Genomic DNA, 22,774 nt, shown 5'->3' on the forward strand with positions numbered 1-22,774 from the left:
AGCCAGCCTGCATCTCGGTGAAAAAGCCTGTACCATTGCCGGTTTACCATCGCCAACCAGATCACCCGCTGTAAGGCCCTGAATGTCTGATCTTTCCGCACACACACCAATGATGCAGCAGTACTGGAAGCTGAAGAACCAGCACCCGGACCAGCTGATGTTCTACCGCATGGGCGACTTCTACGAGATCTTCTACGAAGATGCGAAGAAAGCCGCGAAACTGCTGGACATCACCTTGACCGCGCGCGGCCAGTCGGCCGGCCAGTCGATCCCCATGTGCGGGATTCCCTTCCATTCGCTGGAAGGCTACCTGGCCAAGCTGGTCAAGCTGGGCGAATCGGTGGTGATCTGCGAACAGATCGGCGACCCGGCCACCAGCAAGGGCCCGGTGGAGCGCCAGGTGGTGCGTATCATCACCCCCGGCACGGTCAGTGACGAAGCGCTGCTCGACGAGCGCCGCGACAACCTGATCGCCGCGCTGCTCGGCGACGAGCGCCTGTTCGGCCTGGCGGTGCTGGACATCACCAGCGGCAACTTCAGCGTGCAGGAGATCAAAGGCTGGGAAAACCTGCTGGCCGAGCTTGAGCGCCTGAACCCGGTGGAACTGCTGATTCCCGACGATTGGCCGCGCGACCTGCCTGCCGAGAAGCGCCCGGGCGCCCGCCGCCGTGCGCCGTGGGACTTCGACCGTGACTCGGCGCGCAAGGCGCTGTGCCAGCAGTTCGCGACCAAGGACCTCAAAGGCTTTGGCTGCGACAAGCTGACCCTGGCCATCGGCGCCGCCGGCTGCCTGCTGACCTACGCCAAGGAAACCCAGCGTACCGCCCTGCCGCACCTGCGCAGCCTGCGCCACGAGCGCCTGGACGACACGGTGATCCTCGACGGCGCCAGCCGCCGCAACCTGGAGCTGGACGTCAACCTGGCGGGCGGGCGTGACAACACCCTGCAGTCGGTGGTCGACCGCTGCCAAACCGCCATGGCCAGCCGCTTGCTGACCCGCTGGCTGAATCGCCCACTGCGTGACCTGAAGACCCTGCAGGCACGCCAGGACTCGATTCGCTGCCTGCTCGACGGCTACCGCTTCGAAAAACTGCAGCCGCAGCTCAAGGAAATTGGCGACATCGAGCGGATCCTCGCACGTATCGGCCTGCGCAACGCCCGCCCGCGCGACCTGGCGCGCCTGCGCGACGCCCTCGGCGCCCTGCCCGAGCTGCAGAACGCCATGGCAGAGCTGGAAGCGCCGCACCTGGCGCGCCTGGCCGCCATCACCGGCACCTACCCGGAGCTTGCCAGCCTGCTGGAGCGGGCGATCATCGACAACCCGCCCGCGGTGATCCGCGATGGCGGCGTGCTCAAGGCCGGCTACGACAACGAACTGGACGAGTTGCTGGCGATCAGCGAAAACGCCGGCCAGTTCCTGATCGACCTGGAAGTCCGCGAGAAGGCCCGCACCGGCCTTGCCAACCTGAAGGTCGGCTACAACCGCGTGCACGGCTACTTCATCGAACTGCCGACCAAGCAGGCCGAGCAGGCACCGGGCGACTACATCCGCCGCCAGACCCTCAAGGGTGCCGAGCGCTTCATCACCCCGGAGCTCAAGGCGTTCGAGGACAAGGCGCTGTCGGCCAAGAGCCGCGCCCTGGCCCGCGAAAAGATGCTCTACGACGCGCTGCTGGAAACCCTCATCAGCCACCTGGCGCCGCTGCAGGACAGTGCCGCCGCGCTGGCCGAGATCGACGTGCTGAGCAACCTTGCCGAGCGCGCACTGACGCTTGACCTGAACTGCCCACGCTTTGTCGAAGAGCCGTGCCTGCGCATCGAGCAGGGCCGCCACCCGGTGGTCGAGCAGGTGCTGACCACGCCGTTCGTGGCCAACGACCTGGGCCTGGACAACAGCACGCGCATGCTGATCATCACCGGCCCGAACATGGGCGGTAAATCCACCTACATGCGCCAGACGGCCCTGATCGTGCTGATGGCGCACATTGGCAGCTTCGTGCCGGCCGCCAGCTGCGAGCTGTCGCTGGTCGACCGCATCTTCACCCGTATCGGCTCCAGCGACGACCTGGCCGGCGGGCGTTCGACCTTCATGGTCGAGATGAGCGAAACCGCCAACATCCTGCACAACGCCACCGACCGCAGCCTGGTGCTGATGGACGAAGTGGGCCGCGGCACCAGTACCTTCGACGGCCTGTCCCTGGCCTGGGCCGCCGCCGAGCGCCTGGCCGCGCTGCGCGCCTACACCCTGTTCGCCACCCACTACTTCGAGCTGACCGTGCTGCCGGAGAGTGAACCGCTGGTGGCCAACGTGCACTTGAACGCCACCGAGCACAACGAGCGCATCGTGTTCCTGCACCATGTGCTGCCCGGCCCGGCCAGCCAGAGCTACGGCCTGGCCGTGGCGCAACTGGCCGGTGTGCCCCAGCCCGTCATCCTACGCGCACGCGAGCACCTGGCGCGCCTGGAAACCACCAGCCTGCCCCATGAGCAAGTGGTGGTGAAAAAAGCCAAGGACGCGCCGCAAGTACCGCACCAGAGCGACCTGTTCGCCAGCCTGCCACACCCGGCCATCGAGAAGCTGGGCAAGCTGGACCTGGACGACATGACCCCGCGTCAAGCTATCGAAATGCTATATCAACTAAAGAACCTGTTATAACGGCGCCCACTACAAGCTGATAGAATCCGCCGCGGTTTGCTGGTGCTGCAGGTTATTAGCCTGGCCTGCAGCCACATGCCCGTAAACCGCGCGGCCCTGAGAGGAAGGGCCGCCGCCGTCGCCTGAGGAGAGAACTAGAAATGACCTTCGTCGTCACCGACAACTGCATCAAATGCAAATACACCGACTGCGTGGAAGTCTGCCCGGTGGACTGCTTCTACGAAGGCCCGAACTTCCTGGTGATTCACCCGGACGAGTGCATCGACTGCGCCCTGTGCGAGCCTGAGTGCCCGGCCCAGGCGATTTTCTCGGAAGACGAGATCCCCGCCGGCATGGAGAACTTCATCGAGCTCAACGCCGAGCTGGCAGAGGTCTGGCCGAACATTACCGAGCGTAAGGACGCTCTGCCGGACGCTGAAGAGTGGGACGGCAAGACCGGCAAGATCGCCGACCTGGAGCGCTGATCGCGCGGAACGCAAGAAGGCCCGAAAGGGCCTTTTTTATTTTCGGTGTCGAGCAACTTGCGGCGCATCGCGAGTTGCGCTCGCGCCTACGGGGCAAAACGCAGGCAAAAAAAAGGGGCGGTTTGACCCGCCCACATTTTTTCCGTAGTCCCTGTTTGTCCCAAACATCGTCCTGATGAAATCGCTTCTTGCGATGTCCTTGGCCTTCTCCCTGAAAGCCTGTGCATGTCCGTGTGCACAGTTCGAATACTAGCGAGTTCCCTGAGACAGGCAACTGCGAAATCTCTCAAGATATTGCAGGGGAAACACTTTCACATATTTGAAAAACCCTTATTTTTCAGCTAGTTGTGAATTTACGGTGACTGGAAACGACAATGATTTACTGGTAGTTACACTGTTGGCTTACAGAACGAGTAAGCAAAGGCTTACACGCGATGCATCTGGGGTAGCGCCGTACACATTGCCTGGCTAGCGATTTGGGCTGGCTTTGCCGGCCTCTTCGCGGGGCAAGCCCGCTCCTACAGGAAGGCGGTCACTCCGTTGGAAGGCAGTGGTGACACACACAAAAACGCCCCGAGGTCATCGGGGCGTTTGTGTTGCGGTACAGCCAGGCTTACTGGAACAGCGACTCACTGGACAGGCCGTTCTTCTCAAGGATCTCACGCAGGCGCTTGAGGCCCTCCACCTGAATTTGCCGGACCCGCTCGCGGGTAAGGCCGATTTCCAGGCCAACGTCTTCCAGGGTGCTGCTCTCGTGCCCGCGCAGGCCAAAGCGGCGTACCACCACCTCACGCTGCTTGTCGGTCAACTCACCCAGCCACTGGTCGATGCTCTGGGACAGGTCATCGTCCTGCAGCAGCTCGCACGGGTCGGTTGGGCGGTCGTCGGTCAGGGTGTCGAGCAGGGTCTTGTCGGAATCAGGGCCCAGCGACACATCCACCGAAGACACCCGCTCGTTCAGGCCGAGCATGCGCTTGACCTCAGCGACCGGTTTCTCCAGCAAGGTGGCGATTTCTTCTGGCGAAGGCTCGTGGTCGAGTTTCTGCGTCAGTTCCCGCGCGGCGCGCAGGTAGACGTTGAGCTCCTTGACCACGTGGATCGGCAGGCGGATGGTGCGGGTCTGGTTCATGATCGCCCGCTCGATGGTCTGGCGAATCCACCAGGTCGCGTAGGTCGAGAAGCGGAAACCGCGTTCCGGGTCGAACTTCTCCACCGCACGAATCAACCCAAGGTTGCCCTCCTCGATCAGGTCGAGCAGCGACAGGCCGCGGTTCACGTAACGGCGGGCGATTTTCACCACCAGGCGCAGGTTGCTTTCGATCATACGCTTGCGGCCGGCAGGGTCACCTTTTTGCGACAGGCGCGCAAAATGGACTTCCTCTTCCGGCGACAGCAGAGGCGAGAATCCGATCTCGTTGAGATACAGCTGGGTAGCATCAAGTGCCCGGCTGTAGTCGATGTACTTGTGTTGCTTGAGTGAAGAGCCTGATTTGGCCCTGGCCCGAACCGGAGATACAGCAGGTTCGTCTGACACCACATCCGTTTCCAAAACGATGCCCGTCTCCATCAGGAGGACGTCATCGTCGATGTCAAACTCCGGCACTTCTTTATTGAGAGCCATTGTTATAGTCCTTTGCTGAGTTCGAACTCAGACTCGAGCGGCACCTGCTTCCCTGGCATCGCTGGAGCCTGTCCCCTCTACATCACAGGAACAGGCCGGGTACAACAATCAACGGCGTGGCAGGAACTGGAGTGGATCGACGGGTTTGCCCTGGCGGCGAATCTCGAAATGCAGCTTCACCCGATCAGTGCCCGTGGACCCCATTTCAGCAATCGACTGCCCTGCCTTGACCTGCTGCCCCTCCCGAACCAACAGCCTGCGGTTGTGGCCGTAGGCACTGACGTAGGTATCGCTGTGCTTGATGATGATCAGTTCGCCGTAGCCCCTCAAGCCACTCCCGGCATAGACCACCGCACCATCAGACGCAGCAAAAACAGGCTGTCCCAAATCACCGGCGATATCAATGCCTTTATTCAAACTACCGTTTGAAGCGAATTTTCCAATCAGCACGCCGTTGGCAGGCCAGGTCCAGCCACCTGCCGCCCGCTCTGCGGCGGGCACCGTGGCAGCTACCGTGGCAGGCGCGGTTGGCGTTGTTGGCGCCGTTTTTCCGCCATTTTCAGCAGGCGTGATAGGCGCGCCCACGGGCCGACGAATGACCGTTGTCTTGCTCGACGAGGACGGGCTGGACACCACCGTGGTGGTTCCTGTTCCGCCACTGTTGAAGCGGATCGCCTGGCCCGGGCGGATGGTGTAGGGGGCAGCGATGCCGTTGCGTGCGGCCAGCTCCTTGTAGTCCCAGCCGTAGCGGAACGCGATGGAGAACAGCGTGTCGCCAGGCTTGACCACGTACTGGCCGGAAGTGACGGTCGGGCGCTTGGGGGCGGCATTGTTGCGGTCGACCACGCGCGCGCCGCCCGAGCCTGTGCTCGAACAGCCAGTCAGCAGGGTGCCCATGGCCAGCGCAATCACCAGAAGCTTTAAAACCGACCGATCCTTGCGCTGCCGAATGACTGTGTGCCCCACCCGCGCTCCCCTCATGGTGCCAAAAACGATAAGACGATATGCAATATTGTTGCAATTATAACCAAGCCGAACGGCCTTGGCAGAGCTCGGGCCCCGCCAGATAGACCGGGCCGTGGCGCAAGAATTCGTTGCCGCTGCAAATATTCCTGGCGGCTCAGGCCAACGGGCCATTGAGCAGCGGCACGAAGCGCACTGCCCCCAGCACCCGGCGCGAGAAGCCTTGCTCCTCGCGCACGATCAACATCAACTGCTGCACCTCCCCTGCCGGGCCAACCGGGATCACCATGCGGCCACCCGGCGCCAGCTGGTCCAGCAGCGCCTGCGGCACTTCCGCTGCCACCGCCGTGACGATGATGCCGTTGTACGGCGCCAGGGCCTGCCAGCCGTCGCAGCCATCGCCCCAGCGAAATACCACGTTACGCAGGTTCAGTTCGACCAGGCGCTCCTTGGCGCGGTCCTGCAGCACCTTGATACGCTCAACCGAGAATACCCGCTCCACCAGCTGGGCCAGGATGGCCGTCTGGTAACCGGAACCGGTGCCGATCTCCAGCACCTTGTCCAGTGGCCCGGCCTCCAGCAGCAGCTCGCTCATGTGTGCCACCATGAACGGCTGGGAGATGGTCTGGTTATGCCCGATCGGCAGGGCGGTGTCCTCGTAGGCCCGGTGCGCCAGTGCCTCGTCGACGAACAGGTGGCGCGGCGTGCGACGAATTACATCGAGCACCTTGGGGTTCGACACCCCTTCCTCGCTCAGGCGCTGGATCAGCCGCTCGCGGGTACGCTGCGAAGTCATGCCAATGCCGCCCCGGCGCTGCAGATCGTCCTGGTCACGCATCAGAGCAAGCCCTCCAGCCAGCCGTCGAGCTGTTCGAACGCATCGCTGAAGGTGCGATCGAGCTGCAGCGGGGTGATCGACACGTAGCCCTGCATCACGGCGTGGAAGTCGGTGCCCGGCCCGCCGTCCTCGGCGTCGCCCGCCGCGGCGATCCAGTAGCCTTCCTTGCCGCGCGGGTTGACCACCTTGGCCGGCGCCGCCGCCCGTGCCCGGTGCCCCAGGCGGGTCAGCTGGATACCACGGATGCGCTCCAGCGGCAGGTTGGGGATGTTCACGTTGAGCACGGTACGCGGTGGCAGTTGCAAGCGCGGCAATGCCTCGACCAGGCGGCGAGCGACATGGGCCGCAGCCGGCAGGTTGTCGGGCAGGCGCGAAACCAATGAGAAGGCCAGCGACGTGCCGCCCAGGAAGCGGCCCTCCAGCGCGGCGCCCACCGTTCCGGAGTAGATCACGTCATCGCCCAGGTTGGCCCCCAGGTTGATACCGGAAACCACCAGATCCACAGGCTCAGGCAACAGCCCATTGAGCCCCAGGTGCACGCAGTCGGTGGGCGTGCCGTTGAGGCTGATGAAGCCGTTGGCCAGGGCCTGCGGGTGCAGGGGCCGGTCGAGCGTCAGCGAACTGCCGGCGCCGCTCTTGTCTTGGTCCGGGGCGATTACCACGCACTCGGCATAATCCGCCAGCGCACCGTGGAGCGCGGCGAGGCCAGGTGCCGTAACACCGTCGTCATTCGAAATCAGAATACGCATGGGCTGTCCGTCTGCCCTGCCGGCACCAGATCGACGAGTTCGCGCACCACCACGGTGGCGAAGCATCCGGCCGGAAGGACGAATTCCAGTTGCAGGATATCAGGCTCGGGATAATGCCACGTCAGGCCGCCAATAGGGAGCCGCAGGATGCGCCGTTCGTGATCCATGCCCGCGTGGGCCAGCCACTGGCACAGCGCCGGATGACGCTCGGCGATGGTGCTTTCCAGCGTGCCAGGGGCACCACTGGCAGGCGATGGGCCTTCGCCCCACATCGGGCCGGTGGGGTGCAGGTCCAGAATCGCCAGGCGTGGATCGGAACACTCCTGCACACCGGCAGGAAAGAAACTACGGCTGTCGGTGAACGCCAACAGGTCACCGACCTGGGCGTGCTGCCAACTGCCGTCAGCCACGCGGGCGGCCAGCACCTGGTTGAACAGGTAGCTGCGCCCGGCCGACAGCAGGCGCGAACGCACATTGCGCTGCTCGGGCAGGGCCTTGCGCGCCGCCCAGTCCTGGGCATCGTGCACGTTACCGCCGCCGTGGCCGAAGCGCTGGCTGCCGAAATAGTTGGGTACGCCGTGCTGCTTGAGCGCTTGCAGGCGTGCATCCAGGGCCTGGTGGTCGGCAGCCAGCGCGGTCAGGCGCAGGGTGAAGCCGTTGGCCGCGTGGGCGCCACGCTGCAGCTTGCGTTGGTGGCGCACCTGCTTGAGCACGCGCAAGGTGCTGTCTTCGGCACGCGCCAGGTCAGGGTCGGCCTTGCCCGGCAGGTGCAGGCTGAACCACTGCCGGGTCAGGGCCTGGCGGTCCTTGAGGCCGGCATAGCTGATGGCGCGCACCGGTACACCGGCGGCGCGGGCCAGGCGGCGGGCAGCCTCTTCGGTGTTGAGGTCGCGCTTTTCCACCCACAGCCACAGGTGCTCGCCCTGGCCAGACAGCGGAATGTCGAGGACTTCATCGACCTGGAAGTCTTCGGCCACCGCCTTGAGAACGGCGCTGCCCAGGGAGTCGCCCGATGCACGCGGGCCCAACAGGTCCAGTTCAGTCATGCGGGCAGCAACAGGGCGACCGAATGCACGGCAATGCCCTCCTCGCGGCCGCAGAAGCCGAGTTTTTCAGTAGTGGTGGCCTTGACGTTGACCTGGTCGAGTTCGACCTGCAGGTCCTCGGCGATCAACTGGCGCATGGTTTCGATATGGGGGGCCATTTTCGGCGCCTGGGCGACGATGGTGGCGTCGACGTTGCCGACCTGCCAACCCTTGGCCTTGACGATAGCGACCACATGCCGCAGCAGCACGCGGCTGTCGGCCCCCTTGAATTGCGGGTCGGTGTCGGGGAAGTGCTTGCCGATGTCACCCAACGCGGCTGCGCCGAGCAGGGCATCGCTCAGGGCGTGCAGCAGCACGTCACCGTCGGAATGGGCCAGGAGGCCGTATTTGTGGGGGATACGCACCCCACCCAGGGTAATGAAATCACCGTCGCAGAAACGGTGCACATCGTAGCCGTGGCCAATACGCATAGAAAAACGCCCTGATTGAGTCAGGGCGTGATTCTACCTGCTTTTGAGGGATTGGGGCTGAGGGTGATCGGCACAGGGTTAACTGTGCCTGAAAGATCGGGCGCCGCTGCGCGGCGCATCGCGAGCTTTGCTCGCTCCTACCGGTACAGCGCAACCCTGCCTACACCCGGCCCAGTGCCTTCGCATGATGGCGCAGGTGCTCGTCGATGAAGCTGGCGATGAAGTAGTAGCTGTGGTCATAGCCAGGCTGCAAACGCAGGGTCAGGGCATGCCCCCCTTTGCGTGCCGCCTGCTCCAGCGCTTCGGGCTTGAGCTGTTTTTCGAGGAAGTCGTCACGGTCGCCCTGGTCCACCAGCAGCGCTGGGCACTGGCCAGCCGGGGTTTCGGCCAACAGCACGCTGGCATCCCACTCGCGCCAGCGGGTGCGGTCTTCACCCAGGTAACGGCCCAAGGCCTTCTCGCCCCATGGGCAATCCATCGGGTTGCTGATCGGCGAGAACGCCGACACCGAGCGGTAGCGCCCAGGGTTGCGCAAGGCGCACACCAGCGCACCGTGGCCGCCCATGGAGTGGCCGCTGATGCTGCGCTGGTCACTGGCCGGGAAGTGCGCCTCGATCAATGCCGGCAACTCCTGCACCACGTAGTCGTGCATGCGGTAGTGCTGGGCCCAGGGTTGCTGGCTGGCATTGAGGTAGAACCCCGCGCCCAGGCCAAAGTCCCAGGCGCCGTCCGGGTCGCCCGGCACCTGCTCGCCACGCGGGCTGGTGTCGGGAGCGACGATGATCAGGCCAAGCTCGGCGGCCAGGCGCTGGGCGCCGGCCTTCTGCATGAAGTTCTCGTCGGTGCAGGTGAGGCCGCTGAGCCAGTACAGCACCGGCAGCTTTTCACCCTGCTCGGCTTGCGGCGGCAGGTAGACGGCGAACACCATGTCGCAACCCAGCACCTTGGAGTGGTGCCGGTAACGCTTGTGCCAGCCGCCGAAGCTTTTCTGGCAAGAGATGTTGTCCAGGCTCATGGCTGACCTCAGAAGTGGATCACGCTACGAATGCTCTTGCCTTCGTGCATCAGGTCGAAGGCCTTGTTGATGTCTTCCAGGCCCATGGTGTGGGTAATGAAGGTATCCAGCGGAATCTCGCCCTTCTCGGACATTTCCACGTAGCTTGGCAGCTCGCTGCGCCCACGCACGCCACCGAATGCCGAACCGCGCCAGACGCGGCCGGTCACCAACTGGAACGGACGGGTGGCGATTTCCTGGCCGGCACCGGCAACCCCGATGATGACCGACTCGCCCCAGCCCTTGTGGCAGCATTCCAGGGCCGCACGCATCAGTTGAACATTGCCGATGCACTCGAAGGAGAAGTCCACGCCACCGTCGGTGAGGTCGACGATCACTTCCTGGATCGGGCGGTCGTAGTCTTTCGGGTTGATGCAGTCGGTAGCACCCAGTTGGCGGGCGATTTCGAACTTGGCCGGGTTGATGTCGATGGCGATGATGCGCGAGGCCTTGGCCTTGACCGCACCAATCACCGCCGACAGGCCAATGCCGCCCAGGCCGAAGATGGCCACGGTGTCACCGGCCTTGACCTTGGCGGTGTTGAGCACCGCACCGATGCCGGTGGTAACGCCGCAACCGAGCAGGCAAACCTTCTCCAGCGGGGCTTCCTTCTGGATCTTGGCCACGGAGATTTCCGGCAACACGGTGTACTCGGAGAAGGTCGAGGTACCCATGTAGTGGAACAGCTGCTGGCCCTTGTAGGAGAAGCGCGTGGTGCCGTCGGGCATCAGGCCCTTGCCCTGGGTGGCGCGGATGGCCTGGCACAGGTTGGTCTTGCCCGAGAGGCAGAACTTGCACTTGCCGCATTCGGGGGTATACAGCGGGATCACATGGTCGCCCACGGCCACGGAAGTGACGCCCTCGCCCACCGCCTCGACGATCGCGCCACCTTCATGGCCGAGAATCGACGGGAAGATACCTTCCGGGTCGGCACCAGACAGGGTGTAGGCGTCGGTGTGGCAAACACCGCTGGCAACCACGCGCAGCAACACTTCGCCGGCCTTGGGCATGGCCACGTCGACTTCGACGATTTCCAGGGGTTTCTTGGCCTCGAAGGCGACGGCGGCACGGGACTTGATCATCACAGCACTCCAGACAGGGGATCGATTCAGGCCAGCAGTGTAATCCAGGCGCTTTTGATGAATAATCCGGGCAAAGCCAAAACATTATTGCCATACAGGGATAATCAATGAACAGCCGCTGGGAAGGCATCGATGAGTTCGTTGCCGTGGCAGAAATGGGCCAGTTCACTGCCGCCGCCGAGCGCCTGGGGGTGTCGTCCTCGCATATCAGCCGGCAAATTGCCCGCCTGGAAGAGCGCCTGCAAACGCGCCTGCTGTACCGCAGCACCCGCCGCGTGACCTTGAGCGAGGCCGGGCAGACCTTCCTGCAGCACTGCCAGCGCCTGCAGGACGGGCGGGAGGAAGCCCTGCGGGCGATCGGCGACCTGGCGAGCGAGCCCAAGGGGCTGCTGCGCATGACCTGCGCGGTGGCCTATGGCGAGCGTTTCATCGTGCCGCTGGTGACGCGCTTCATGGCCCTGTACCCGCAGTTGCGGGTGGACGTGGAGCTGAGCAACCGCACCTTGGACTTGCTGCATGAAGGCATGGACCTGGCGATTCGCCTGGGCCGGCTGGCCGACTCCCGGTTGGTGGCCACCCGCCTTGCACCACGGCGCATGTACCTGTGCGCCTCACCCGCCTACCTTGAACGCTACGGCCGCCCCCACAGCGTGTCGGAACTGGCCCGGCACAATTGCCTGATCGGCAGTTCGGACCTGTGGGCCTTGCAGCAGGATGGGCGCGAGATCAGCCAACGGGTGCAGGGCAACTGGCGCTGCAACAGTGGCCAGGCGGTGCTGGACGCGGCGTTGCTGGGGATGGGGTTGTGCCAGTTGCCGGACTATTACGTGCTCGAACACCTGAACAGTGGTGCGCTGGTGTCGTTGCTGGAGGGGCATCAGCCGCCGAATACCGCGGTGTGGGCGTTGTACCCGCAGCAGCGGCATCTGTCACCCAAAGTGCGGCGCTTGGTGGATTACCTGAAGGAAGGGTTGGCGGGGCTGCCGGAGTATCGGCAAGGGTGATTTGCCGGCCTCTTCGCGGGGCAAGCCCGCTCCTACAGGAGCGGGCTTGCCCCGCGAAGAGGCCGGTACAGCATTACACCAATCAGCGCCGCCCAGCCCACCGCTGGCGCAGCCACTCCAGGTCTTCCGGCCGGGTGACCTTGATATTGTCGCTACGCCCTTCGACCAGTCGCGGCGCCTGCCCCGACCATTCGATGGCCGAGGCTTCATCCGTCACGCTCACCTCCGACACCAGGCACTCGGCCAGCGCCCGGTGCAAGGCGCCCAGGCGAAACATCTGCGGCGTGTAGGCCTGCCAGATGGTGCTGCGGTCCACCGTGGCACTCACCCGACCATGGGCGTCGGCCCGCTTGAGGGTGTCGCGCGCCGGCACCGCCAGCAGCCCCCCCACCGGGTCATCGGCCAGCTCCGACAGCAGCTTGTCCAGGTCGCTACGGGCCAGGTTCGGCCGCGCGGCATCGTGCACCAGCACCCAGTCGTCATCCGCCGCCCCCTGGGCATGCAGCAGCAACAGGGCATTGAGCACCGAATCGGCACGCTCACGCCCGCCCGCTGCACGCTGGATGCGCGCATCGCCGGCGCAGCGCAGGGCCGGCCAGTACGGGTCTTGTTCGGCAATGCTGACCACCACACCCTTGAGCGCGGGGTGGCCAAGGAAACAGTCGAGGCTGTGCTCAAGAAGGGTCTGCCCGGCCAGCTCCAGGTATTGCTTGGGGCGGTCGGCAGCCATTCGGGCACCGACGCCCGCAGCAGGAATCACGGCCCAGAAGGCCGGTAACGGTTCACTCATTTTTGCGGCAGCTGGAAGAGGGTTTCACCCTCTTTGACCATTCCCAGTTCATGACGAGCCCGTTCTTCAACGGTCTCCATACCCTTCTTCAACTCCAGCACCTCGGCATCGAGCACGCGGTTACGCTCCAGCAGCCGTTCGTTCTCGGCGTGCTGTTCGTCGATCTGCTGCTTGAGCTCGGCCACTTGCGCAAGGCTGCCGTTACCCACCCAAAGGCGGTATTGCAGGCCACCGAGCAACAGGAGCAGGACAAGGAACAACCAATAGGGACTGCGCATCAAGGTATCCAGGTTAAAGACCGCCGCACACGGGCGTCATATAGCACGAAGCCTGGCCGAGGCCAGGCTTCGTTGACAGAAACCCGCATGAAGCGCCGGATGATTCAGTACGACAAGTCAGTACGGAAGTTCCGGCAGCCTCGGCTGCTGTCTTTTTACCATCTCTTGCTTAGCCGCGAAACTCGGCACGACCACGGTATACCGCTTTGGCGCCCAGTTGCTCTTCGATGCGCAGCAGCTGGTTGTACTTCGAGACGCGGTCGGAGCGGCACAGCGAGCCAGTCTTGATCTGGCCAGCAGCGGTACCCACGGCCAGGTCGGCGATGGTCGAGTCTTCGGTTTCACCGGAACGGTGCGAGATCACCGCGGTGTAGCCGGCAGCCTTGGCCATCTGGATGGCTTCCAGGGTTTCGGTCAGCGAACCGATCTGGTTGAACTTGATCAGGATCGAGTTACCGATGCCCTTCTCGATACCTTCCTTGAGGATCTTGGTGTTGGTAACGAACAGGTCGTCACCGACCAGCTGTACCTTTTCACCGATCTTGTCGGTCAGGATTTTCCAGCCAGCCCAGTCGGACTCGTCCAGGCCGTCTTCGATCGAGATGATCGGGAAGCGCTCGGTCAGGCCCTTGAGGTAGTCGGCGAAGCCTTCGGCGTCGAACGACTTGCCTTCACCGGACAGGTTGTACTTGCCGTCTTCATAGAACTCGGAGGCTGCGCAGTCCAGGGCCAGGGTCACGTCGGTGCCCAGCTTGTAGCCGGCTTTTTCCACGGCTTCGGCGATGGCGCCCAGGGCGTCTTCGTTGGAAGCCAGGTTAGGGGCGAAGCCACCTTCATCACCTACGGCGGTGTTCAGGCCACGGGCCTTGAGCACGGCTTTGAGGTGGTGGAAGATTTCGGTGCCCATGCGCAGGCCGTCGGAGAAGGTCTTGGCGCCAACGGGCTGAACCATGAACTCCTGGATGTCGACGTTGTTGTCGGCGTGCTCGCCACCGTTGATGATGTTCATCATCGGAACTGGCATCGAGTACTGGCCCGGGGTGCCGTTCAGGTTGGCGATGTGGGCGTACAGCGGCAGGTCCTGGTCCTGGGCAGCGGCCTTGGCGGCAGCCAGGGACACGGCCAGGATGGCGTTGGCGCCCAGCTTGGCCTTGTTCTCGGTCCCGTCCAGTTCGATCATGGCGTGGTCCAGGGCCTTCTGGTCGGAAGGGTCCTTGCCCAGCAGCAGCTCGCGGATCGGGCCGTTGATGTTGGCGACGGCCTTCAGCACGCCCTTGCCCAGGTAACGGCTCTTGTCGCCATCACGCAGCTCCAGCGCTTCGCGCGAGCCGGTGGAAGCACCGGACGGCGCGCAAGCGCTGCCGATGATGCCGTTGTCGAGCAGTACATCGGCTTCCACGGTGGGGTTGCCACGCGAATCGAGAACTTCACGACCTTTGATGTCGACGATTTTTGCCATTGTTGTAAGCACTCCAGAATTGACGAAAACAACGCAGCTTTAGGAAATTCTTGCCTTGCACCAGGCGGGGACGCAGCAGGCAGGCCTGGCAGAAGCAACCCCTGACCGAGCGGTCAGGGGTAGATCGGGGCGTACTTTACCCGAGAAATGAGCCTTGCGCGGCTTTAACCGTCGGAAAACTCAGCAAAGACCTGAAAAAATCAGGCCTTGTTCTTCTGGGCCAGGGCCGCCTTGACGAAGCCGCTGAACAGCGGGTGACCGTCACGCGGGGTGGAGGTGAACTCCGGGTGGAACTGGCAGGCAACGAACCATGGGTGGTCCTTGGACTCGACCACCTCGACCAGCGCGCCGTCTTCGGAGCGGCCGGAAACCACCAGGCCAGCATCAACCAGCTGCGGCAGCAGGTTGTTGTTGACCTCGTAACGGTGGCGGTGGCGCTCGGTGATGATGTCCTTGCCGTAGCAGTCGTGAACCTTGGAACCGGCAGCCAGCTGGCAGTCCTGCGCGCCCAGGCGCATGGTGCCGCCCAGGTCGGAGGCTTCGGTGCGGGTTTCGACGGCACCGGTGGCATCGGCCCACTCGGTGATCAGGCCGACGACCGGGTGGCCGCTGTTGCGGTCGAACTCGGTGGAGTTGGCGTCTTTCCAGCCCATCACGTTACGGGCGAACTCGATCACGGCCACTTGCATGCCCAGGCAGATACCCAGGTACGGCACCTTGTTCTCACGGGCGTATTGCACCGCGGTGATCTTGCCTTCCACGCCGCGCAGGCCGAAACCGCCCGGTACCAGGATGGCATCGGCGCCTTCGAGCAGGCTGGTGCCCTGGTTCTCGATGTCTTCGGAATCGATGTAGCGCAGGTTCACCTTGGTACGGTTGGTGATGCCGGCGTGGCTCATCGCTTCGATCAGCGACTTGTACGCATCCAGCAGTTCCATGTACTTGCCGACCATGGCGATGGTGACTTCCTGCTCTGGGTTGAGCTTGGCGTCCACCACCTTGTCCCACTCGGACAGGTCGGCGCTGTTGCACTGCAGGCCGAAGCGCTCGACGACGAAGTCGTCCAGGCCCTGGGCGTGCAGCACAGCTGGGATCTTGTAGATGGTGTCGACGTCTTCCAGCGAAATCACCGCACGCTCTTCAACGTTGGTGAACAGCGCGATCTTGCGGCGCGACGAGGCATCGACCGGGTGGTCGGAACGGCAGATCAGCACGTCCGGCTGCAGGCCGATGGAACGCAGTTCCTTGACCGAGTGCTGAGTCGGCTTGGTCTTGGTTTCGCCAGCGGTGGCGATGTACGGGACCAGGGTCAGGTGCATCAGCATGGCACGCTTGGAGCCCACTTCGACACGCAGCTGGCGAATTGCCTCAAGGAACGGCTGCGACTCGATGTCACCCACGGTGCCGCCAATTTCCACCAGGGCCACGTCGGCATCGCCGGCGCCCTTGATGATGCGGCGCTTGATTTCGTCGGTGATGTGCGGGATCACCTGGATGGTGGCGCCCAGGTAGTCACCACGACGCTCCTTGCGCAGCACGTGCTCGTAGATACGGCCCGTGGTGAAGTTGTTGTTCTGGGTCATGGTGGTGCGGATGAACCGCTCGTAGTGACCCAGGTCGAGGTCGGTTTCGGCACCGTCGTGGGTGACGAACACTTCACCGTGCTGGAACGGGCTCATGGTGCCCGGATCGACGTTGATGTACGGATCCAGCTTGAGCATGGTGACCTTCAGGCCCCGCGCTTCCAGGATGGCCGCCAGGGAAGCCGAGGCAATGCCTTTCCCCAATGAAGAAACAACACCGCCCGTGACGAATATGTAGCGCGTCATGAAAAACCCTAGAAGTCTGCGTTAAGGCGGCCAGCGCCGCCGGAGAAAGCGAAGGAAGGCCGAAGCCCCCGATCACCTGCGTCAATCACAGTGCATCTCGAAAAACTGCCGCGTCTGTACAGACCAGGGGTATCCCCGGCATGGAGCTCGCTCGTCATTTCCAGAATCAGCCCAGCAAAAAACTGCTTGGTAATCGGCAACTGCTGTGTTTCCGGGGAAGCCACAGAAGCTGTATCAAGAAGGGAGGGTAGTCTACCCGAATGTACCCTTCAGCTCAAACCTTGCGCGTTCGTCGGCAGCTGCCAGTGCAGCTGGCAATTCGCCTGCGCCAGCGCCGGCAGGTTGGCCACCGCCAGCAACTGCTCGCCGCGGTACAGCAGCGGCAGGCGCGGGCGCACGAAGTGCGGGACCTGCAGCTCGTTGAGCAGGCGCTTGAGGTCGCGCCGGCCACGGCCGGGGATGTCCAGCACCTCGCCACCCTGGCGGTAACGGATGCACAGGCCACCGGGTGCCAGCGCGGCATCGAGACGCACGTTGCCGTTGCCCGGCAATGCCAGGGGCGTAGCAGGGTCAGCCCAGGCGCACTCCCCCTCGGGCGTGCGCAGCCACTGGCCGCTCAACCACCACAGCCGACCGTGGCTGCGCACCAACCGCCCATCGGCAAGTTGCCAGACCGGCTGAGCATCGCCAGCAGCGTCGCGCAGGTCGGCCCACCCTGCCCAGTGGCGAGTGTCGGGCAAACGGGTGCGCGGGCTGAGCCAGAACTGCAGGGCATTACGCTGGCGCGCTGGCGACAGCGCGGCGAGCACCGCAAGGTCAAGCGAATCGAGCATGGCCCAGGCCGATGCCGCGCCCTCCCCGGCCCGGCCCAGGTCACCCTGGGCCAGTTCGTCGAGCAGGCCCAACGCCTCACCCAGGTGCTGGGCGCTGCGCGCCATGTTCTGGCAGGCCTGGGGCCAGCGTTGCCGCAACCGGGGGAATACTTCGCCACGCAGGTAGTTGCGGTCGAAGGTGGTATCGGCGTTTGACGGGTCTTCGATCCAGGCCAACCCGTTGGCCTGGGCATAGGCGAGCAATTGCTCGCGCGAGGTGCCGAGCAAGGGCCGAACCAGGCTACCCTGCCCCAGGGAACGGCGTTCGGGCATCGCCGCCAAACCGCGCAGGCCGGCACCGCGCAGCAGGCGGAACAGCAGGGTTTCGGCCTGGTCGTCACGGTGTTGGGCGGTGAAGAGGATGTCGCCCTGCTGCAGCACCGCTTCGAACGCGCCATAGCGGGCGTCGCGGGCAGCCTGTTCAAGGCTGGCGCCAGGGGCAACCTGGACGTGGATGACCTGGAGTTCGATGCCGAGATTGTCGCAGATGGCTTGGCAGTGGGCAGGCCAGGCGTCGGCGGCGGGTTGCAGGCCGTGGTGGACATGCAGCGCACGCAATGGGGGCGATGGGTGATGGCGGGCGTAGTCTGCCAGCAGGTGCAAGAGCACGGTGGAGTCGAGGCCGCCGGAGAAGGCGATGTACCAGGTGGGAGCGTTGAGCCAAGGGGTGAGGTGGATCATTGGCGGCCTCACTTGGCTTGAGATTGCCGGGGGTGCTTTGCACCCCATTCGCGGGGCGAGCCCGCGCCTACAAAAGGTTGCGACCTGCTGTAGGAGCGGGCTTGCCCCGCGAATGGGCCGCGAAGCGGCCCCGGGTCTATCAGAGCCCGTAGCTCATCAGGCGGTCATAACGACGGGCCAGCAGCGCGTCGTGGTCGAGCTTGCCGAGCATGTCCAGCTGCTGCACCAGGTCGGCACGGATGCTTTCGGACATCTTGGCCGGGTCGCGGTGGGCGCCGCCCAGCGGCTCCTGGATCACCTTGTCGACGATGTTCAGGCTCTTCAGGCGCTCGGCGGTGATGCCCATGGCCTCGGCAGCGTCGGCCGCCTTGTCGGCGGTCTTCCACAGGATCGAGGCGCAGCCTTCCGGCGAAATCACCGAGTAGGTGGAATATTGCAGCATGTTCAGCTGGTCGCATACGCCAATGGCCAACGCACCGCCGGAACCACCCTCACCGATCACGGTGGCGATGATTGGCGTCTTCAGGCGCGCCATCACGCGCAGGTTCCAGGCAATCGCCTCGCTCTGGTTGCGCTCTTCGGCGTCGATGCCCGGGTAGGCGCCCGGGGTGTCGATGAAGGTCAGGATCGGCATCTTGAAGCGCTCGGCCATTTCCATCAGGCGGCAGGCCTTGCGGTAGCCTTCAGGGCGCGGCATGCCGAAGTTGCGGCGTACTTTCTCGCGCACTTCGCGGCCCTTCTGGTGGCCAATGACCATGACCGGCTTGCCGTCCAGGCGCGCGGTGCCACCCACGATGGCAGCATCGTCGGAGAAGTGGCGGTCGCCGTGCAATTCTTCGAACTCGGTGAAAATGTGCTCCAGGTAGTCCAGGGTGTAAGGACGACGTGGATGACGGGCCAGGCGGGCGATCTGCCAGCTGGTCAGGTTGCCGAAGATGCTTTCGGTCAGGGTGTTGCTCTTGTCTTGCAGACGGGCAATCTCATCGCTGATGTTCAGCGAGTTGTCGTTGCCTACCAGGCGCAGGCCTTCGATCTTGGCTTGCAGGTCGGCAATCGGCTGTTCGAAATCGAGAAAATTCGGGTTCATAGTCATCCGTCTTGGGTCTACGGCCAGGCGGCCGGCCGGTTGATCCGTTTGGCGCCCTACCTTAAGGGATCAGGCGCATATAGGTCGAGATTAAATTTCGTCGATTCAACGATATTGCAGGAAGACGTTCTCACGCCCGAACTGGTCACGCAGGGCCTGAATCAGCCCATCGGCCGGGTCGATCGACCACTGCTCGCCGAACTGCAACATGGCCTTGGCATCGCTGCCGGTGTACTCCAGGGTGATCGGGCAGGCACCACGATGGCGGGTAATCAGCTCGCCCAGCCACTTCAGGCGGTCGCCCTTGAGTGCGTCATGGGCGACCTTCAGGCGCAGGCTTTCGGCCAGTTTGGTGCGCGCATCCTCCATGGTCATCACCTGCTTGACCCGCAGGCGCAGGCCGCCAGAGAAGTCATCGTTGCTGACCTCGCCTTCGACCACCACCATGGCATCGGCCTGCAGCAAGGACTGTGCCGCCATGTAGGCATCGGCGAACAGCGAGGCCTCGATGCGCCCGGAGCGGTCATCGAGGGTGACGAAACCCATCTTGTCGCCCTTCTTGTTCTTCATCACCCGCAGGGCAATGATCATCCCGGCGATGGTCTGGGTTTCACGCGAGGGTTTCAGGTCGATGATGCGCTGGCGGGCGAAGCGGCGAATCTCGGTCTCGTATTCGTCGATCGGGTGGCCGGTGAGGTACAGCCCCAGGGTGTCCTTCTCGCCCTTGAGGCGTTCCTTGAGGGTGAGTTCGCGCACCTTGCGGTGGTTGGCGTAAACGTCCACGTCGGCGTCGTCGAACATGCTGCCGAACAGGTCGACGTGGCCGCTGTCAGCGGTGTGGGCCGCCTGCTCGGCAGCCTTCACGGCCTCGCCCAGCGCCGACAACAGGGTCGCGCGATTGATGTCGATGTGGGCGTGGTAGGCCTTTATCTCGTCATGGAAGTGCGGGCCCAGGCGGTCCAGCGCGCCACTGCGAATCAGTGCATCGAGGGTACGCTTGTTGACCCGCTTGAGGTCGATGCGCTCGCAGAAGTCGAACAGGTCCTTGAACTGCCCGCCCTCGGCGCGCGCCTCGACGATGGCCTCCACCGGGCCCTCGCCCACGCCCTTGATCGCGCCCAGGCCATAGACGATGCGCCCGTCGTTGTTGACGGTGAACTTGAAGTCGGAGAAGTTCACGTCCGGCGCGTCGAGGCGCAGCTTCATGCTGCGCACTTCCTCTACCAGCACCACCACCTTGTCGGTGTTGTGCATGTCCGCCGACAGTACCGCGGCCATGAACGGTGCCGGGTAGTGGGTTTTCAGCCAGGCGGTTTGGTACGACACCAGGCCATAGGCCGCGGAGTGGGATTTGTTGAAGCCGTAGCCTGCGAACTTCTCTACCAGGTCGAAGATGTTACCTGCAAGATCGGCTTCGATATTGTTGGCCACGCAGCCTTCGATGAAACCACCGCGCTGCTTGGCCATTTCCTCGGGCTTTTTCTTACCCATGGCCCGGCGCAGCATGTCGGCACCACCGAGGGTGTAGCCGGCCATCACCTGGGCGATCTGCATCACCTGTTCCTGGTACAGGATGATGCCGTAGGTTGGCGCCAGTACTGGCTTGAGGCCTTCGTACTGGTAGTCCGAGTGCGGGTAGGCCAGTTCGGCACGGCCGTGCTTGCGGTTGATGAAGTCGTCCACCATGCCCGACTGCAGCGGGCCTGGTCGGAACAGTGCCACCAGTGCGATCAGGTCTTCCAGGCAGTCGGGCTTGAGCTTCTTGATCAGCTCCTTCATGCCGCGCGATTCAAGCTGGAACACCGCGGTGGTTTCGGCTTTTTGCAGCAGCTCGTAGGTCTTGCGGTCGTCCAGCGGGATGAAGTCGATGTTCACATCGGGCAGGTTGTTCTTGGCCTGCTCGCGGTTGATGATCTCCATCGCCCACTTGATGATGGTCAGGGTGCGCAGGCCGAGGAAGTCAAACTTCACCAGGCCCGCGGCCTCGACGTCATCCTTGTCGAACTGGGTCACCAGGCCGCCGCCTTCCTCGTCACAGGCAATCGGCGAGAAGTCGGTGAGCTTGGTCGGGGCGATTACCACGCCACCGGCGTGCTTGCCGGTGCCGCGGGTGACGCCTTCGAGCTTGAGCGCCATGTCCCAGATTTCGCGGGCGTCTTCGTCGCCCTTGAGGAAGTCGCGCAGGATCTCTTCCTGCTCGAAGGCTTTCTCCAGGGTCATGCCCACTTCGAACGGGATCATCTTCGACAGGCGGTCGGCCAGGCCGTAGGACTTGCCCTGCACCCGCGCCACGTCGCGCACCACTGCCTTGGCGGCCATGGTGCCGAAGGTGATGATCTGGCTTACCGCGTTACGGCCATAGGCTTCGGCCACGTAGTCGATTACCCGGTCGCGGCCATCCATGCAGAAGTCGACGTCGAAGTCGGGCATGGAAATACGTTCAGGGTTGAGGAAGCGCTCGAACAGCAGGTCGTAGGCCAGTGGGTCGAGGTCGGTGATCTTCAGCACGTAGGCCACCAACGAACCGGCACCCGAACCCCGCCCCGGGCCGACCGGCACGTCGTTGTTCTTGGCCCACTTGATGAAGTCCATAACGATCAGGAAGTAGCCGGGGAAGCCCATCTGGATGATGATGTCCAGCTCGAACTTCAGGCGGTCCAGGTAGACCTGGCGCTTCTCTTCGTAATTGGGCGTGGTGTCTTTGGGCCAGAGCACCGCCAGGCGCTCTTCCAGGCCCTCGTGGGACACGTGGCGAAGGTAATCGTCGATGCCCATGCCGTTGGGCGTGGGGAAGTCGGGCAGGAAGTACTTGCCCAGTTGCACCTGGATGTTGCAGCGCTTGGCGATTTCGACCGTGTTGGCGATGGCGTCGGGCAGGTCGCTGAACAGCTCGGCCATTTCCTCGGCCGACTTCAGGTACTGCTGGTCGCTGTAGCCACGCGGGCGGCGCGGGTCGTCGAGGGTCCAGCCCTCGCCGATGCACACGCGGGTTTCGTGGGCGTCGAAGTCCGATTGCTTGATGAACCGCACATCGTTGGTCGCGACCAATGGCGCGCCGAGCTGGTCGGCCAGGGCTACCGCGGCGTGCACGTATTCCTCGTCACCGGCGCGGTTGGTGCGCTGCACTTCGACGTAGAAGCGCTCGGGGAACATGCCCATCCAGTCGCCCAGCAGCGCGGTGGCTTCCTCGGTGCGGCCGTTCATCAGGGCCATGCCGATATCGCCTTCCTTGCCTGCAGACAGGGCGATCAGCCCTTCGCTGGCGGGGGCGATCCACTCGCGCTGGAGAATCACCAGGCCATTGCGCTGGCCGTCGGTCCAGCCCCGCGAGATCAGCTCGGTGAGGTTGCGGTAGCCCTTGGGGTTCATGGCCAGGAAGCAGATCCGCGACAGCGGCGCCTCCGGGTCGGCACCGGCCAGCCACAGGTCGGCGCCGCAGATTGGCTTGATGCCAGCGCCCATGGCGGTTTTGTAGAACTTCACCAGCGAGCACATGTTGCTCTGGTCGGTGATCGCCACCGCCGGCATGTTCATCCCCGCCAGCGCCTTGGCCAGCGGCTTGATCCGCACCAGGCCGTCGACCAGCGAAAATTCGGAGTGGACGCGCAGGTGAACGAAGGGAACCGACATGGAAAGTCCTGTAGCAGTGCTGAACGACAAGGGCGGGATTGTAGCGTAATTAGGCTGGTTTTTTGGGGCTGCGCTGTCGCGCAAGGAACATTGCCTTTAGGAGCGGGCTTGCCCCGCGAACACTGGCTCAGCCGGTGCCATCCACCGCGGCGTCTGTTTCGCGGGTCAAGCCCGCTCCTACAGCGTCGCCCTCAAATCAAA

General features: G+C 63.7%; 18 protein-coding genes. 3 read left to right on the forward strand and 15 right to left on the reverse strand.

Annotated features, from left to right (window positions below):
- The first annotated feature begins 82 nt into the window (after positions 1-82).
- Together mutS and fdxA are read left to right on the forward strand one after the other, a co-directional pair.
- Positions 83-2,656 carry a DNA mismatch repair protein MutS gene (gene mutS, locus F3J45_RS24180; protein WP_167069061.1) on the forward strand — a complete coding sequence of 858 codons (2,574 nt, stop codon included), beginning with the start codon at positions 83-85 and terminating at the stop codon, positions 2,654-2,656.
- A gap of 140 nt (positions 2,657-2,796) precedes the next feature.
- A complete protein-coding gene (gene fdxA / locus F3J45_RS24185) occupies positions 2,797-3,120 on the forward strand; it encodes a ferredoxin FdxA (RefSeq protein WP_012270863.1) in 324 nt (107 codons plus the stop codon).
- A gap of 613 nt (positions 3,121-3,733) precedes the next feature.
- Here the strand turns inward: fdxA and rpoS are convergent.
- From rpoS to F3J45_RS24225, 8 genes are all read right to left on the reverse strand, one after another.
- The gene (rpoS, locus tag F3J45_RS24190; protein ID WP_167069065.1) at positions 3,734-4,741 is read right to left on the reverse strand and encodes an RNA polymerase sigma factor RpoS; all 1,008 of its coding nucleotides are present in this window, start codon (positions 4,739-4,741) and stop codon (positions 3,734-3,736) included.
- Between the two features lie 108 nt (positions 4,742-4,849).
- Positions 4,850-5,707: a peptidoglycan DD-metalloendopeptidase family protein gene (locus F3J45_RS24195; protein ID WP_167069068.1), complete on the reverse strand. Its 858-nt coding sequence runs from the start codon at positions 5,705-5,707 to the stop codon at positions 4,850-4,852.
- 154 nt (positions 5,708-5,861) lie between these two features.
- Positions 5,862-6,542 (reverse strand): protein-L-isoaspartate(D-aspartate) O-methyltransferase, encoded by a 681-nt coding sequence (locus F3J45_RS24200; RefSeq protein WP_167069071.1) that lies wholly within the window; start codon positions 6,540-6,542, stop codon positions 5,862-5,864.
- Positions 6,542-7,291 carry a 5'/3'-nucleotidase SurE gene (gene surE, locus F3J45_RS24205; protein WP_167069074.1) on the reverse strand — a complete coding sequence of 250 codons (750 nt, stop codon included), beginning with the start codon at positions 7,289-7,291 and terminating at the stop codon, positions 6,542-6,544. Before surE ends, F3J45_RS24200 begins: the two co-directional genes overlap by 1 nt.
- Positions 7,279-8,337, reverse strand: coding sequence for a tRNA pseudouridine(13) synthase TruD (truD, locus tag F3J45_RS24210; RefSeq protein WP_167069077.1), 1,059 nt, complete (start codon positions 8,335-8,337; stop codon positions 7,279-7,281). The genes surE and truD overlap by 13 nt, the downstream gene beginning before the upstream one ends.
- Positions 8,334-8,807 carry a 2-C-methyl-D-erythritol 2,4-cyclodiphosphate synthase gene (gene ispF / locus F3J45_RS24215; RefSeq protein ID WP_167069080.1) on the reverse strand — a complete coding sequence of 158 codons (474 nt, stop codon included), beginning with the start codon at positions 8,805-8,807 and terminating at the stop codon, positions 8,334-8,336. The genes truD and ispF overlap by 4 nt, the downstream gene beginning before the upstream one ends.
- Before the next feature lie 160 nt (positions 8,808-8,967).
- On the reverse strand, positions 8,968-9,816 hold the full coding sequence (fghA, locus tag F3J45_RS24220) for an S-formylglutathione hydrolase (protein WP_370526466.1): 849 nt from the start codon (positions 9,814-9,816) through the stop codon (positions 8,968-8,970).
- Between the two features lie 14 nt (positions 9,817-9,830).
- Positions 9,831-10,943: an S-(hydroxymethyl)glutathione dehydrogenase/class III alcohol dehydrogenase gene (locus tag F3J45_RS24225; protein ID WP_013971270.1), complete on the reverse strand. Its 1,113-nt coding sequence runs from the start codon at positions 10,941-10,943 to the stop codon at positions 9,831-9,833.
- A gap of 107 nt (positions 10,944-11,050) precedes the next feature.
- On the opposite strand from F3J45_RS24225, the gene F3J45_RS24230 reads away from it, so the two are divergent.
- Positions 11,051-11,947: a LysR substrate-binding domain-containing protein gene (locus F3J45_RS24230; protein WP_167069087.1), complete on the forward strand. Its 897-nt coding sequence runs from the start codon at positions 11,051-11,053 to the stop codon at positions 11,945-11,947.
- Between the two features lie 82 nt (positions 11,948-12,029).
- Here F3J45_RS24230 and ispD read toward each other — a convergent pair whose 3' ends face one another.
- The 7 genes from ispD to dnaE form a co-directional block, all read right to left on the reverse strand.
- Entirely contained in the window at positions 12,030-12,737 is a 708-nt protein-coding gene (gene ispD, locus F3J45_RS24235; protein ID WP_167069090.1) for a 2-C-methyl-D-erythritol 4-phosphate cytidylyltransferase, read from the reverse strand.
- On the reverse strand, positions 12,734-13,015 hold the full coding sequence (ftsB, locus tag F3J45_RS24240) for a cell division protein FtsB (RefSeq protein WP_023534037.1): 282 nt from the start codon (positions 13,013-13,015) through the stop codon (positions 12,734-12,736). The genes ispD and ftsB overlap by 4 nt, the downstream gene beginning before the upstream one ends.
- Before the next feature lie 169 nt (positions 13,016-13,184).
- Positions 13,185-14,474 carry a phosphopyruvate hydratase gene (gene eno / locus F3J45_RS24245; protein ID WP_167069093.1) on the reverse strand — a complete coding sequence of 430 codons (1,290 nt, stop codon included), beginning with the start codon at positions 14,472-14,474 and terminating at the stop codon, positions 13,185-13,187.
- A gap of 200 nt (positions 14,475-14,674) precedes the next feature.
- Entirely contained in the window at positions 14,675-16,303 is a 1,629-nt protein-coding gene (locus F3J45_RS24250) for a CTP synthase (RefSeq protein ID WP_167069096.1), read from the reverse strand.
- A 269-nt stretch (positions 16,304-16,572) separates the two neighbouring features.
- The gene (gene tilS / locus F3J45_RS24255) at positions 16,573-17,856 is read right to left on the reverse strand and encodes a tRNA lysidine(34) synthetase TilS (RefSeq protein ID WP_167069100.1); all 1,284 of its coding nucleotides are present in this window, start codon (positions 17,854-17,856) and stop codon (positions 16,573-16,575) included.
- A gap of 139 nt (positions 17,857-17,995) precedes the next feature.
- Positions 17,996-18,943 carry an acetyl-CoA carboxylase carboxyl transferase subunit alpha gene (gene accA, locus F3J45_RS24260; protein WP_015269200.1) on the reverse strand — a complete coding sequence of 316 codons (948 nt, stop codon included), beginning with the start codon at positions 18,941-18,943 and terminating at the stop codon, positions 17,996-17,998.
- 105 nt (positions 18,944-19,048) lie between these two features.
- Positions 19,049-22,573: a DNA polymerase III subunit alpha gene (gene dnaE, locus F3J45_RS24265; RefSeq protein ID WP_167069103.1), complete on the reverse strand. Its 3,525-nt coding sequence runs from the start codon at positions 22,571-22,573 to the stop codon at positions 19,049-19,051.
- Positions 22,574-22,774: the final 201 nt, after the last annotated feature.

Origin of the sequence: Pantoea sp. Ap-967 (assembly GCF_011752565.1) — a bacterium.
Lineage (GTDB): Bacteria > Pseudomonadota > Gammaproteobacteria > Pseudomonadales > Pseudomonadaceae > Aquipseudomonas.